The organism is Adlercreutzia sp. ZJ242 (assembly GCF_011038995.1).
GTDB lineage: Bacteria > Actinomycetota > Coriobacteriia > Coriobacteriales > Eggerthellaceae > CAAEEV01.
The window spans coordinates 17,199-33,134 of record NZ_JAAKEE010000003.1; the positions used below are offsets into that span (position 1 = coordinate 17,199).

Genomic DNA, 15,936 nt, shown 5'->3' on the forward strand with positions numbered 1-15,936 from the left:
GCTCACCACTAGGGCACGATGAAGGTGTAATACACGTCATCGTTTACGCCAGCATTGTTTTTCAGCGAGAATCTCACACGGTAAATCCCCGCCGCAGTAGGGACGTCAACGCTGACCGTGCCTGATTCAGACGCTATCTCCCTTGTCTCCAACCCCGCAACTGGAGTGAAACCAGCCAAGAGAGCCTCTTGCTTCTCTACCGTCACGGTAAAGGAGTCTGTCGCCTCATAATTATAATTCACCGTATGCGAGACACCTGCAGGCAGAACGTGGCTATCGTCCTGCTGGCAGGTTACCTTCAGCTTTGGCGACGTTATAGGGCTCCCATCAAGCTGACCGTTCTCCTCATTGCTGCACGTGCCATTGAGCGCGTTTGGTGCAGCGCCCGCGCAGAGCTTCCACGCAACGCTATATGAGCCCTCAGGCAAAGTGCCAACAGGAACAGAGAGGGTGTAGCTTCCCTGCTCAACTCCTCCATAGGTGCCCAGATCGAATGCCACGGTGTTGCCGTTGACCCACGTACCGTCGATCTGCTTCTTGCTCTCAGGGCTTTCTTCGCTTCCAGACTTCAAAGCTGCTGTCGCGTCAATCGGAACTCCGAATGCCAAGCCATCCGTCTTGCTCAACATGCCAACCAGATACACCTTCGAACCAACGAAGCGTTCTTCACCTGCAGGAACAGTATTCACAACGACGTTAACCCCGCTCGCCGTAATCGCACCGAGCGTTGCCTCTGTCACTGTGTAGCTCACCTGCGCATCATCGCTAAAGCTGATGGAATCCGCAGAATCCCCTGCAATCAGCGAGAAGGTGATCGTATTGTCCGCAGGGTCAACGTCCACGCCACGCTCACCGAAGTCGGCACTCAGCAGGAATGTCTCACTATCCCCTACCGCACGGTTAGCAAGCTCGGGCGGCTTGCCCGCTATGGTTCCCATCTTGGTAAAGTCCGAGAATCTCACGCTAGCTGCATCACCGGAAGAGACCGTGTAGTGGTAATACGCGTGAGGCACAGTGTTGTCCGCAGAAAGCACTGTGAGAGTGAGGTCGGTACCAGCAGGCAGAGCTGTCGCGAATTCCACTTTGTAATCGCGCCCTGCCACATGCGCGCCGTCGCTTACCAGCTGCGCCGTCCATGCGCCGCGCTGCGAAACCGATGCAGATTTCGCATTGTCCGTCGCAGCGAAGCCCTTAAACACCCTGCCGTTCTTGATGCATGCCGTTCCCGTCAGGTCCACCCAAGCATGCACGATTAGCGTCATGGTGCCATCATCGGAAGCGGTATCCCTCATATCCTTCGACTTGGTAGTCGCATTAAGCGATCCTGTGCCGTTCAGGCCGCTCGGTAAGACGTTGGGATCCGCAAGCAAACCAAGACGCTGTGAACCGTTCTCGTTCAAAATGTACCAGCAATTGAATTTGGAAGCAGCGGCATTCTTCGGGTTCGCCGGTATACCACCAGAAAGATCAACGAGCTCGACTTCATTCTTGGTTTGGGTGCGCAGCACGGTGGGTAGCGGATTATTTTCTTCATCTACAAGCTCAAGCGCCAAGCGGCCCTTGTCGTAAGCGATGCGATAATGGTCTTGAACCAAGTTGCCATTGATTACCGAGTCGCTCTCCACTTTGACGAAGGTAAAGGTACTGTTATGCAAACCACATGCACCGATGGTGTCTGCCGTGACGCTGCCGCCGTTGATGGTGACGGTCGTTGCAGTGCTGGGGCTACCAGACGCACCGTCAGCCCCTATGGTCGCAGCGCTGCCCCCGTTGCTGCCGATACTATAGCTCGCGCAGTTTGCCGTCACGTTGGTCAGGGTCATATCACCCTTAACCACCACGTCGGCATTGCCAGCAAGGCTGCCCCCAAGCTGCTCATAGCTGCCTTCACCTCCTAGGCCCATTTCATACGTCACGCCGTAGTTGCCAGCTGCGTTGGGGCCTTTCTCCACCGTAAGCGTCTTGCCTCCCGCAACAGAAGCCACACCTATCACCTTTAGGTTGCCATCAAGAACAACCTTGACGTTGTCCTTGACGGCCAACGTCCCGATAGTCACGCTCTTCTCTGTGTCGTCCGTCGGCTGAACGGTAATCGTCTTCCCTATGCTCAAACCATCAACCTGCACGTTTGGAGCCCCACTAGAAGGCGCACTTTCCTCAATCAACAGATAGCTCACGCCGCCGTGATTATGCGTCACATCACCTTGCTTAACGCTATCGGCATTAATGGTGATATTCCCACGGCTCACCTCAATCACCTGAACACCATTGATTGTCACGTCAGACCGAGCGTCGTTTATCAGCATCTGGCCTGTGAACAGCTCCTCAGTCGAACCGCCACTCGTAAAGCTAGCTTGCAGCGTTGTGTTTGTAACTGCGGTTACACCCCTATCAGTACCAACCATGGCAATATCGGTCAACTGGCTCTTGTACTCTTGATAGACCTTACAGTCGGTAAACGCTAGATTATTCTTTGCGTGAATTGGCTCTCGAACCGGGTTGTCGATCGCACCGATGGAGCATGTCCTCAATGTCACCTCATTGCCGTCTATCGCACGTGCATTATGGTTGTTGCTTCCCTCTTCGTTAAGAAGCTCTGTCCTCTCCATGAGCACTCTCGATACACTAGCACCGCCAATCCATACACCTGCGTACTGGCCACTCGGACTCGTTGTTTCCTCTACGGTTATCGCGCTGTCAGATATGCTCACGTTACCGCACGGATTAGTGCCATCTGAGCTGGCAGCGTAGTTGGAACCTATGCCAGACGCCTGTGACGGAGCTTCCAGCTTCATGGACAGCTTCACCTTATCAAGCCTGATATTTCCGTTCGCCTCGTCACCTACAGCACCTATTGCCGCGCGGTCGGGACCACCATCTGCTTCATAGGCGGACAACGGGTCGAGTTCGATAGCTTTACCGTTTGAGCCCAATCCCGTCAAGGCAAGGTCGGTACCAACCGGCACCAAGATATTCTTTGCCTTGAGTTTGCCTTGTTGGAGCAGATTGACCTTCGTAGAACCGCCCGCATCCTCACTTGACACTAATTCAATTGAATCCGCACTTTCAATGTTCAAGTTGCCAAGTTCTATCCTGCGCGCCGGTTCGCCTCCATCACTACTGGTTTTATCGACACGCGTGGTCATATCGCCTGAAATCTTCAGCACGTTTTGAGTGGAATGATCGTTCGTGTTATCGTTCTCGTCCTGCAAGATCTTGTAGTCGCCGTGCCACGTTCGAACTAGCGGGTCACCGGATGCGCGCTTCTGCTTAAACCCGTCGGGGGACAGCTCGATAGTGCCGTTGTCCAGATACAACTCCATCACATCATTGTAGCCGACGGTCACATTCTTTGCGGGCATTGCGAAGGCGTAGCTGCCATTACCCTTGCTTTGCGCGAACCCATCAAGACGTTTCGTTTCCACAACGTTACCGCTGACTGGATCCCAAAACGTGAGCACGATAAACTCTGCGGGCTGGCTTGTAGGCTGGCCTCCGTTCTTCGGCGTGAACGTAACAAGCGAATGATACTTAACAGTTGCTGAAGCGTCATCCAAGGCATTGTTCACGCCTGCATCAGTCGCACCATTCCCATAGGTAATATCCCATTTGTCATTTATGGTCGACTCTTTTGTGAGCGTATACGGCTTCGCCGCGTATTCAGCAGTAACCTCGATTTCACCGTCTTCCAAGGCGGCTTTCTTCTCTTCATCGCTCAAACCGGAAACACTGTCGAACGACAAAGTTCCCATCGTTACTGTTGATGAGGATCCCGAATTATCAGCGATGCGAGTGTACGTCCAGTTATTTTCTCGATCGTAACCTTCAACTTCCAGGGTCGTAGTCTTCGGCAGCAGAGTGGTGCCATAAGCCTGCGTGCCAGTATGGCTATAAGCATCCCCATTTCCCACTTGCTCAAAACCGTTCAGATTAGTTAACGTCAGTTTTTCCTTGGGTTCTGGCAAGTTCGCCTTGTACGTCACCCTGTAGTTGGAAGGCGCAAGATTCACGTTAACCTTATATTCCAGCCGCTGATCTGCGAGGGTGTTGCTGCCGTTATTCTCCTTTACGAAAGTGAATCTGATGGTAATCGAATGAGACTTCGTCGCAGTCATCACCTTAGAGTGATGCAGTGTCAGCGCAAGATTCCAACCCTTCCCTATGTCTTGCTGACCAACTTCTGTCGGTTGTCCATCAGTGCTTTTTACAATAGGTTTTGGGCCTAGGCTTATGCTCGAGTCTGCATTTTTCAGATTCAATTCAAGGGCGACCGTGTCGTTAGCCTTGTAGGTTCTGCCACCAGTTGTCCATTCACTGTCGTACAAATGCGCATTCATCTCACTGACATCAACAAGATTCAACTCGGACGAGCTTTCTGCCACCTCGTAGCAGAGCTTGCCGTCTTGCATGCTGCCCGGCAGCGTATACGACGCAACAGGGAACTCAAAACCATCGAATGTATCAGCCGTTGCATTCAGATTCTGCTCTATAGACTTTTGCGCTACGTAAGCAGTGTAAAAATTGATGTCGGCACCTTGGTTGGTTTCATTATTACTATCCCGCCATTCTTCAACCGCTACGTTGAACTCTTCTTGAGTAGCTGGATACACAAGCGACGGATCAATAGTGGTAGAGTGCGCGTACCAGCCCACCAAAACGTAGCCACTATTTTCTGTTAGATCTTCGTAATGCCCATCTCTGTCCGCGGAATACTCAAGGTCAGGATAGCGCGAGTATTGATTCCAGGGGCATGAGTGCATGATCTTGCTTTGCATATCACCGTTCCCATCCACATACTGCTCAATAAACACCAAGGAACGCTCACGATACACGCCGTATAGGGGAATAGTGCAGTCCGAAGGATAGTCGGGCACTTGGAATTTTGGGTCACCAGTCGATGCAGGGGCATTCGCCACTACAGCATCCGCCAAATCGTTGCTGTACTTTGCGTCATCAGGCAGGAAGAACGTACTACCATCGCTAAACATGGTCTTGCTGTTTTGCATGTTGATAACAGCTCTTGCATATTTCGTGTAGACGTCGTTGGGGTCAGTATTTCTACTATCGCCGGGGTCGAGCGCAGCGAACGTGGCCCCCAGCATGAAGCGCTGCATGTTCGCGCTGGTCCCAGTTCCAGTGTCGGTGTCGGCTTCACTATTCTTGTTGTGGGCGTACCAGCCCTCTTTACTAGGCCATGCGCCATTAGCCACAATGGGTTGACCCACCCTTACGTTGTCAATCGTCGCCATCGATTGATCGGGATCGCTAAACGCCGACTCATAGCTCGCTTCATAGGCAGCATTTTTCACATGAAGTTCAAGGCTGTAGGTATTCGACACCCATTCCGCCACCAGATCGAGATCGTCGAAACGAGGTGTGCACCCATAATGGACGCTGGGAGAATCCCCTTCTCCCGCCTTTTTCCAGCCGTTGAAGGTATAGCCCTTGAGTGAAAGCGTGAAGCGATAATCGCCCTCAACATAGGAGCCGTCACTGTCCTCGAAGTGAGAGCTCTTTGTGCTACGCACGTAATATACCTTTTCTCCGTCAGCACTTTCCGCCCTGCCCAGCGTTTCGAATTCATTTTCACCATCGCTCGCGGCACCCTCCCGATAACCCGCAAGCGGCTTACCATAGTCAGGCATCTCCTTGTTACCCAAGATCCCGGCGCCCATCCACACGCCACCATTCAAGTCATATGAAACTTGCACCTTGCGATACTTCGCATAGAGCGTCAGCGCAGGGGTTTGTGCACTTTCAGGAGAACTGCCGACATAGTTGTCAATCTGCAAATTATCCATTACGGCATTACTAAGTTCTTTCTCGTCGTCGATAGAGTGCTTTTCTTTGTGGGTATCCTCGAACTCCCAACCCGTAAAAACATAGCCCTCTCGCCATGCACAAGGAAGATTCGCATGGTATTTCAAGTCTTCGGTACCATTCTGAGTCCAGAAAAACTCACCTTTGTTAGGCGCAGTATCGTAAGTCCAGAAGTATTCCAGCTCGGGAACAGCGCCAGCATCTGCGCTCGGCTCAGCATTGTCCACCGTCACCCAACGGCTTTCGCCTTCGGGAAGCTTGGTCTCTTCGCACATTTTCGCACTGAACTGCACTACGTAAACGTTCGATGTCCACTTGGCGTAAAGCGTGGTGGTATCAGCATTGTAAAGATCCTCGAGTCTCGTTGCAGAGGTTACCGGACTCCCTGTGGGTCCCGGATTCGTATACCAACCCTCAAAGGTGTAGCCGGGTGCTGTTGGGTGAATCAACCCGTCCTGCTGAGCATGGCTGGAATTCGCAAAGAGCTGCATATCGCCTAGACCGACATCGATCGAAGCATATGCACTAACCGTATCAGCACTATCACCTCCGCTATTGATGGGCCCCGCTCCCAAATTAAAAACAGCATCTCGCGGACGCCCACCGGTTTTATTCATATTGAGCGTAATAAGGACGTTCACAGTTTTCAAACCATTGTCGGTAACCTTCAAAACCAACGGCTCTCCATTGCCTTTCACAAAGGCATCTGCCATGTCGCTGGTCACCTTGCTTTCCGGAGAAAGAAGCTTTTCGCCATAGGTTACCTCCAAAACGCCCTGTGTCTTCGTTGTGTAATTCGCCAGATAAACACCCTGTGAGGTTTGTATTGTGTCGCCATAGCAAACTTCTGCTATCTTATTGAAGCTGTATAGTTTCTCCCCCTCTTTCCCCTCGCCAACGAACTCCATCGTCTTACCGTTACATTCACTTTCGTCCACTTCAACTTGAACTTGGAATTTAACTTTCACTTTTTCCCACTTAGCGCCAAGGTAGACGGCGCTCGGGTTCTCTTTGTTGATCGTATAAACCCTATCACCTTTCAACTGATTGGCCACAGGGTCGTACACGTACCAGCCAAGGAACGTATACCCACTGCACTGAGCATCTTGAAGCGTATACGTTTTTTCCGTGCTGTCTTTATTTACAACTGTATAGTAAGGCAAGCCCGTGGCGGAATCGAGATTAGGATTCTTCACCTTGTCCACGTCGCCATCGAGTAAAACGCCTTGCGACTGAACATCATAGTGGACGTCAACTACCTTGGTGCCGAAGACGTTTTTCGCATCCTGAGAACCCATCGCGCCGTCATTGTAGTCATAGGTTCCGTTACCTTCGCCAATAACGCCATAGGCTTCAGTTGTATAAAGAAACGCTCGATTAGCCTCATCGACGACAACCTTAATACTACCTGCTTGATCTTTGGGTACATTCGCGTAAGCGCTCGCAGCAAAGACAACCGCTCCGTTCTCAATGATCAGATTTTGCGCCGACATAAGCTCAGATACGCTGATGCCGAGCGACCCATGCTTTTTATCATCGCCTTCATACGTGTTGCCATGCACTTGCTTCGTGCCCGCTTTGTCAGAGATCGTTATGTTGCCACGGTACGCTATCATGTTGCGTACTTGAATGACAGTGCTTTCGCCAGAAACATTAATCGTGCCATAAGGCATAAGTATGGAGCCACCGTTTGCAGTAGCGTTTGATTCGTTGATCGTGCCGCCTGTTATCCCTAGCGTACCACTATAATCAGCAGCCGAATGACCATAGGAGCTTGCCTCAACCTCAAGGGTAGTCTGTTGTTCTTTCGTGATGCCAAGAACAGCGCCGTCGCCTAGGTTTACCGTACCGCCACTGATGTTGATGTTCGTACGAATGCCGCCGAGATATGGAACCGCACCACTTTCACCAGCACCCTCAGGCTGAGCCACATTGACCGTGCCGCCCTTGATGTCGACCGTAGCACCTACGGGAGTTCTCTCATAGGTATAGATATACTTCTCGCCCAACCTCGGCACGTACCTTGTGTAACCGTAAAGCTTGCCAGTAGTTCCGATTATCGGGGCAGTGACCGTGCCGCCGTTGACGGTGATTTTGCCATTCACGTCACCGGTGATATATTTTTTTGCCGTCACCGCACCGTTGCCGTTGACCACAAGGCCGGGATAGTCCTTTCCGCTAGCATCCTTCCCATTATGGATATACTTCCCCTCCGCCATGGCTTTTTGGAAGTCATTTTCCGTTTCGAATTCTTTATACGGCTTTGATTTGCTGGGGTCGTAGAAACCAGAGACGATAATGCCGCCTGCCTCCAGCGTCGCGTTTTCGTTCACCTGGATGTCCTGGCACAGGAGATAGCCATCGCCATTCTGTCCGGCCTTGACCTCGCTGGTCCCGCCGATCACCAGCTTATTCAGGAGGGCACGCTGCTCCAGCACCAGGGTCGCGTTTCCTCTCAGCTCGATGGGCGGAATCCGACTCGCACGCAGCGAAACCCGATAGGTCCTGCCGTCATCTTCGTTAGGCTCACCATTACCCGGCACACGCAGGGACAGATTCAACTCGGAGTCCTCGACCACAAAGCTATTATCGATTTTCGCGTAGAAGGGGCTTGCCGGATTGCCGTCGTAGGCGCCGTTGTGGGTGATGGTGATATTCGAGTGGTTGCGTATGGTGAGATTCTCGCTATCATCGCAGAAGAAGCCCGGCCAGTCCCTCGATACCCGGAGAGTAAAATTGCATCCGTCAAAAATCACGGTTCCGGCATGGCGGGCAAAATAGCCTCGGTCATGCCAGCCACAGTAGCCTTTTCCGTTCGTCTCCGTCTTATAGACGCAGTTTATGTACTGCACGGTATTGTTGCTATCGGCATTGCTATAGCCGAGACTTCCATTCAATCCAGACTCTTCGCCGAGAATGGTCAGGTTCTGCAGCGTGATATTGCCCGCTTTGCCATAGAAATTGCCGATGGAAGCCCAGTCGTTGGTCTCCGGCCGCCCTATTACGATCGGATAGATCGCGTCCTGTGTCCGGTCGTTATTTTTTCCTATCAGCGTGAAGTCGGAATGCTCTGGGACACGAACGCGGCAGATTCGGATGGCCCCGTCCAGCAGGAAACGGGCCTTTGCTTCATCCTCCAAGTCGATGCCGTGAGAGGTGGTAGTGCCGTTCTGGTAGATTCGGCGCAGTGTCACGTTCCTGCTGTCGCTTGCGGTGTTGTTGAAGTCCTTGTCTACGAGAATCTTATTGGTGGTTTCAAGGGTCTTATTGCCTTTCTTGGGCTCTTTCATCTGGTATTTACCGAAGTTGCTCTCTATATTAAACGCTATATCCTCTGTTATAGAGCCCTGCTGGATCACCAGATTGCCGAGATAGTGGAAGGTGGAATCCGTCCGCTCCGGCGGGTTATTGGCCTCGGTGCGGAAGCCGTCCTTCAGAAGGGTATAGGAGGCGACATCCAGATCGAGGGTCATATTCTCCGTGACATAGACCTCCACGTCGGAATTGGGCATAGTGAAGCTGATTTTGCTCCCACTCACGGTAGGATTAACGCTGTGGATAATGTTGCTGCCGTCGATGTACCAGAGGACGGTTTTGTCCTTTGCCATGGCCGCGTTCTCAAACGTCAGCACCACGTTCCCGCCCGCCTTGACGGAGGCTGTGATTTTCCCGTCTGTATCCGTTTTCTCAACCGTTGCGTCGTTGCAGGTAATGGCCGTGATCTCGGACGCGCCCGCCTTGAAAATCAGGTTGTAGTTCTGCTTGACGGCGTACAGCTTCATCTGGACCCGGCCATAGGCAGACTTCTCCCCTGGAAGGTCAGCGCCATCGTTCTGTGCGATACCGGCAGCGGTTATGTTAGTCACCTTTTCGCCGTACAGGCTGTTCCAGTTCCAGTTGCCGGTACCGCCGCTTTCCCCGATCACATTGGGCGCGGTGAAGTTCAGAGCGGTATTGTTCCAGCTCTGATTTTCAAAGGTTTTGCTCCCGTCCCAACTGGTTTCAAAGCGCAGCGTATTGCTGTTTGTCGGTGTTCCGTCGTTGTTAAACAGCGCCGTGTCAAAGATATAGTTGATGTAGACGTCGTGGCAGATTTTGGGCGTGCTGGTGGTGGTTGCCCCCTCGACGACGGTGCCGTTGATGGTTGCCCCCGTACCAATGGTGACGGTGCTCCTGGGCCAATCCGCCTCGGCAGGCGTCGTAGTACCATCGGACACCCGCTTTTCAAAGGCGCCGATCCGGTCCACGGCCACCGTGCCGCCCTGGATGTCGGTGCGCTTCCAGCGGAGGGTCCCGTCCTCCATGGTTGTTTTGAGGTTGTAGGCGTTGCCCACGGCGGTGGCCTCGATACTGCCGCCAGTGACCGTCAGATCGCCCTTGCTGCCGAAGGAGCCGTTGCAATATATGCTACCTCCGGATACTGTCGTGTCGTTATAGAAGGTGATGTTGCCCGCGGCGTAAATCTGCGCACTCCCGGAGATCTCGACGAAGCGCATTGTGCTGTAGTCATCGGAGCTGTTGCCCAGGACGACGCACTCGTTGTTCTTCAGAGTGCTGTCTTTTACCGCATTCAGCACGTCATTGGTTTTTACGGTGGGCTTGTCAATCAGGTCACCGTTATTGTCGTAAAGTCCTTCCATGAACGACTTTACCGGATTGTTTTCACCCATCGCCGTTACACTGCTGTCATACTTTTTATCCGCCGTTGTTTTATAGTACCCCAGCAGGTAGATTTGGCCGCCGCTGAAGGTATAGGTATTCGGTTCCTTAGTGTTCTGGTTGTAAACAAGGAAGGGATAGTCGTCGTTGTTTTGGTCCGCTTTCTCTGACCGATTGTTGTTGAGCGGATCATAGGTGTACTTATGATTCTCTTTGTCGTAGCTCCAGAAGCCGACGGCCTGGCTGGTGATCTGGTTGGTGATGACGGTGCCGCCCTGGACGCCGCCGGTGCGGCCGAGGACCAGGTTGTTGCAGATCAGGGTGCCGTTTTTCCAGCTGTAGTTCGAAATATCACAGAAGGTCCCCTTAACAACGAGCCAGTTATCTGTATCGTCCGTTAAGTCTCCCTTGTCGTTCATGTGATGGAAGTTCATCTCCAGATTTCCGTCGATGACCACCTTGGAGTGCATCTTAAGCTGAATCGGAATACGGCCGAACCGCGCATTTTCATGGATACGCAGATAGGAGTCGATCACTTCGACTCCCTCGAAGACGCAGATGCTGTACAGCTCCACCTCGGAGCTTTGAATGATAGCCTTTTCATCGGCATGCATCAGAAATCCCGCATGCACATTCTTGTGCGGAGCCCGGATTACAGCGTCTGTAACCTGGAAGCCCGCCTGATGGGCGCCGTATAACAAGTATTTGAAGTCGTTTTGGGGATTTTTCTTGGTATATTCCGCTACCGTGATCTTGGTGACATCGTACTTAAAATAGCCGAAGGCGGCGCCCAGCTGGACGGCACTGCCGTCCTTCCCGTCACCCTCCAGCTTCAGAGGACTATAGTTGCTTATCTGCAATTTGTTGTGCATAATCGCGCCGACGGTGTTTTCCTTCCCCTCGAAATGGAGCGTTGTGGGATAGGACGAGTGATTGTTGATGTCGAGGACAATGTTGGCGTAATCCGTCAGATCGACATCCTTGAAACTTTCCGCGACGTTCTGGGATGTGAGCCCTTTATCATCCTGGGAGCTCTCGCAGTCCTTGCCGTTCAACAGGCTCCCGTTGGTGTTATTGATATAGGCCTCGCGCATTGTAAGGTTGACGTTCTCAAGCCAGACGCCGCTGGACAGGGCGTTCACCAGAGTCAGCTGGTTTTGGGTAGCCGTGCCATTACTGGTGACGCAGAATTTATCCGCAAAATCCCACTGGTAAAAGTAAGCTTTCGTGGTAATTGCAGTTCCATCCGTCTTTGTGCCGGACAATATTTTAGTGTCATGCTGGAACAGCGGCGTCAATCCATCAATGAGGTCGGCATACCAGAAACCGTTGACGTTGCGGTTGTTGTTTTCCACGCCTTCTTCGAACAGAATGGGGCTTTTGGCGATGTCTATCCAAATCTTCTGCCCTTTGCCGTACTTCGCCGTTACGTTAGCCGCAGGCATGGTGAACGTGTAGTGAAGCTCTGGATTGCCAGCGTTGTGTTTCTTCTCCTTCGGGAGGATCTTGTTGCCATGATCGGTCGTGGCACTCGATCTGAAGTCCCACAAGCTGAAGTTCTCCGGTTCTGTGGCACTGGTGGTAAGCGTTACCGTACTGCCTTGCTGCGCCAAAACGGTACTACCCGTTTGACTATTTTCTGCAATGGTTTTCACTGTGCCGTCCGAACTGGCATAAGTCAGGCTCCAGCCTTCTGGCATGGTTTCCGGCAACGTCAATCCATAGCTCATCACGCCCCAAACGGCATTTATTGCGGCAGAATTCTTGTGTAGATCGTTCTGGTAATCTTTAAGACTACTGCCTGTCGGCACGAGCATGCCGCCTGCGCCATACAGGTACTTTGTTGTTCCGTCAACCGCACCAGAAATACTTGACCAGCCACTAAAGCTCTGCTTTTCGTCACTGTTTCTTTTATCCCGCAGAATCGGCAACTTATCTTGGGGGAGTTGCGGGAAGAATGTTCTCAGGTATTCACTGATAGTCTTCCCGTACTCTATGGGTTTGTTCGGGCTGAAAGTTATGGAACGACCCTCAACCTTTACATCTGACACGTTCAAATCATTGAATGACGTGTAGCTTTCCCCCCCATCAACGGAAATCTCAAGGTCTTCATCCTCTGTTACGTCAGAACCTAAAAACAGCGTGAGGCCGAATGTGTCTGCTTTCCAACACGCTTGCATGTTGATGACAGAGTTCTCATCTTCCAGGACACAATCGTTGAGTTCCACGTTATATTTGTCGCTCATCTGCACTATTCGAGGGTTCTCGCCACTGACAATCTTCCAACCAGTGAACTTGTAGCCGAACTGAAAAGGCATCGGGAGTTCAACATCATCGTTGAGCCTAGTGAGTATTTCGCTTTTGCGCGCGGGAACGTTTCCCTCGTCATCCTTGTCACTTGTATAGACATTAGGATCAAAGCCAAGGTCAAGCTTTATGGTCACTTTACCCGGCTCCAGCGCCGCCATCAGCACGATCTCTTCCTGAGTGCTGCTAAGTTCGGTAATAACGCTCTCAGATCCCTCAATCTTCCAACCCGTAAGTTCATAGCCAGCCTGCGTATAGTCTTTGGGCAATGGAACGGGTGACTCTGCTTTATAGCCCTCGCTCGTGTGGTAGCCCGCGATAGTGGCTCCGTTGAAACTGTTTGACTTGGTGCTCACGCGATAGGCGGTTGGCCACGACGCACTCGGTTTTACTTCAGCAGCGCCGTTTTTGTAGGTAATCGTGTAGTCATTGTAGAAGGTCGTGCTGGAAGAAGATCTGACCGTTTCGATGCCTGTTATCGAAACCACAGTAGCGTCATCCGACGAGCAGCCAACTGCTGCAACGCTGGAGAACTCGTTGCTCCCCTCAAGGGTGAGCGTTCTCGGCTCGCTGTCCGCAGGCACATTCTTATAGCCGAACAACGCGGCGTCTTGCACTTTTCCATCTTTAAGGGAGACGTTATCAGATGCAGAAATATCCTTGCCGCTTGCCTTAACCGTTGCTCCGTTCACCGTCAGAGTCTGAGCGGATATGCCCTTCTGCGCATCGATAGTACCACCATTGAGCGCAACGGTTCCCTTGCTTTCAAATGTATCCGTTACCGTGAGCGTGCCTGAGCCCGTCACCGTAAGCGTGCTACCCTGCTCCAGCGTCATGCTTGTCACTGTGAGGTCTTCATCAAGGATAATGTCAAGGACGGCGTGAGCGTCTACCTTTAGATTGCCTACCCGAGAAGCGTTAGCAACTGTGAGTGTCGTCCTGTTCGTATAGGTGCCACCATCACTTAGCAGAGAACCTACCGGCTTCACAATCAAAGATTGCGCCGCCTCAAGACCATTTAAAAAGATGGGGATATCGACATCAAGCGCGTTAGTATTTGGTTTTTCATCGACAGGATGATTGCCGACAACAATATCATGTTTGTCATTGAAGCCACGAATACTGTAACTACCAGAACTACGCTCAATCGTCTGATTTGCACTTGTTGCGTAATAGTGAGCGCTATAAATATCCAAGTCGCTGTTTTGATACGTACTGAAATCAATGGCGGTTTGCTCTGAGGCGCGCGTCGGCGCCTGCTTTGGCGTCTGAGTCGATGCTGCGGCCTGCTCCGGAGCCTGGGCTGACTCGGACTTCTCTTGATCTTGCGCTTGCGCCTGATCCTGATTCTGGCTCTGCGCTGGTGTCGAGGTTGGCTCTTGGGTTGGCGCCTGCTCGGGGTCCTGCGCCGGGGTCTGGGTTGACGCTGGAGCTTGCTCCTGCGCTGGCGCTTGCTCTGGCGTCGTGGTTGGCGTCTGATCATGCGCTGCTGCAGGCGTTTGCTCTTGCGCTGGGGTCTGCGCTTGTTCCTGCGCCTGCACTTGCGCTGATGCCTTACTTGCGGGTTCATTGGCGACAGCCACGGTGCCACTTGCGTTAAAGCAACTCAGCGCCAGCAAGAGCGCAAGAGTCACCGAAAGCACGCGCTCAAAGGGGCTGGTCTTTCTCTTGTCTATCTCCCTCATAATCGTCCCTCTTATGACAATGTGATTTCCGTGCCGGTGCCGCTTGTTTTGCCAACGTCTTCGTCTGATTTCTTGAAGAACAGCAGCTCGTAGGTGGAGTTGCTCTCCACGGTAAAAGTCCCCGTGGGGTTTTCGTCCTTCCACGCAGCCATCAAAATGTTGGTGTTGTCTGGGGAGAGCTTGTCAGGATCCCACGTGACCTTCATGATGTCAGCGTAGTCGTTCGTCTTCACCGTCACCAGAACGGTGCCGTTGCCCTGGTCCTCAATCGTGTAGTCGGGCTTGCTGTTGCGCGCAATGCTGAACGTAGCTGTCAGCATCTTTTTGTAGGGGGCGACTGTGGTCACTGTCACGGTGATCTTGTCGCCCTTACTAACCGTAGTTCCTGGCGTTACGTGCAGCGTGTGATAAGTGGTGTTGGCAAACTTGCCAAATGTATAGATGTCATCATTGTCCTCATCAGGCACGTTACTCGCCTGATCCGTCACACTGACCGTCGTGCCTTCCGATACTGTCACTGTATACGTCATATCCACTTCAGAGACCTGAGCGACGTTCTCCTTCTCGTAGTTGTAGAGCAGAATATCGAAGCCGTCCCCCCAGTCTGCCACCGTATAAGTTTGGCTGATCTCTTCGAGGTAGTTGGAGCTGATGTGGAACCCGCTTGACTCCATCTCGGCTCGCTCTTGGCTTTCCGTCACGTACTTCGCCAGCAAGCTGCTTGCCATCAGGGCAATCGCGCAAAAGACCAGCGCCGCCCATGCGGCGACGCGCATGCCGCGCTTGGCGGGCTTGCTCTCGGCGCTCTGTTGTCTATCGTCTCGCATTTCCGTTCTCTCTTTCATGCTGAGGTTTCGCCAACCTGCGCGGACACGCCCTGCAGGCTGGCGGAGCCTCAGTCGATCTGCTCCGCCTTCACGGTTAACTTCACTTCCGCCACCGCGTTGTGCGAGGCATACTTCGCGTCGTTTTTGTCTTCCGGCCAGGTAACTGTGAGAACATAGGTTTTAATATCCCGCGTCGCAGCAGCAAACAAAGCTCCTTCCTCCCATACCTCAACGGAAGAGGCTGAGTTCTCCGTCAGCTCGGCAGTGAGTAGTGACCGGTCTGATTCCGCCGCATCTTTCTCCCTAATCGTGCACACAAGCGGCATGCTGCCGTTGATACGCACCTCGAACAGGCACTTTAGCGCTACCTCGCTAACCACGCTGCCATTTGCATTGCTATTGCTCACCGTGAAGGTATACGTCGCCTTGTCGCCTGGTTTCTTAATGTCACTCAGGCCAATAGGCTTGCTCTGCTTGCCCCCTTTCGTGAGCACAAACCCCGCTACGCGGGCGGAGTCTTGCGCTTCGCCTTCGGTGGCAAAGCGGGCGTGGAGGTTTACGGCGAGACACGTCGTGATGACGACGAGCACCAGCAGCACGCACGCCGTGCGCGTCGCGCTCCACCTCTGCTCTCTCGC

At 52.6% G+C, this 15,936-nt stretch carries 3 protein-coding genes; all 3 read right to left on the reverse strand.

Annotation, left to right across the window (positions count from 1 at the left end):
• Positions 1-8: 8 nt before the first annotated feature.
• Genes G7Y49_RS01515 through G7Y49_RS01525 form a run of 3 tightly spaced genes read right to left on the reverse strand, consistent with a single transcriptional unit; the run spans position 9 to position 15,897 of the window.
• Entirely contained in the window at positions 9-14,471 is a 14,463-nt protein-coding gene (locus G7Y49_RS01515; protein WP_165170532.1) for an InlB B-repeat-containing protein, read from the reverse strand.
• Positions 14,472-14,482: 11 nt separating this feature from the next.
• Positions 14,483-15,316 carry a hypothetical protein gene (locus G7Y49_RS01520; protein ID WP_165170534.1) on the reverse strand — a complete coding sequence of 278 codons (834 nt, stop codon included), beginning with the start codon at positions 15,314-15,316 and terminating at the stop codon, positions 14,483-14,485.
• A gap of 50 nt (positions 15,317-15,366) precedes the next feature.
• Positions 15,367-15,897, reverse strand: coding sequence for a hypothetical protein (locus tag G7Y49_RS01525; RefSeq protein ID WP_206214510.1), 531 nt, complete (start codon positions 15,895-15,897; stop codon positions 15,367-15,369).
• Positions 15,898-15,936: the final 39 nt, after the last annotated feature.

Excerpts from the sequence above, each read along its gene's own strand:
- G7Y49_RS01515 (WP_165170532.1), bottom strand. The coding sequence starts at position 14,471 with ATGAGGGAGATAGACAAGAGAAAGACCAGCCCCTTTGAGCGCGTGCTT.
- G7Y49_RS01520 (WP_165170534.1), bottom strand. The coding sequence starts at position 15,316 with ATGAAAGAGAGAACGGAAATGCGAGACGATAGACAACAGAGCGCCGAG.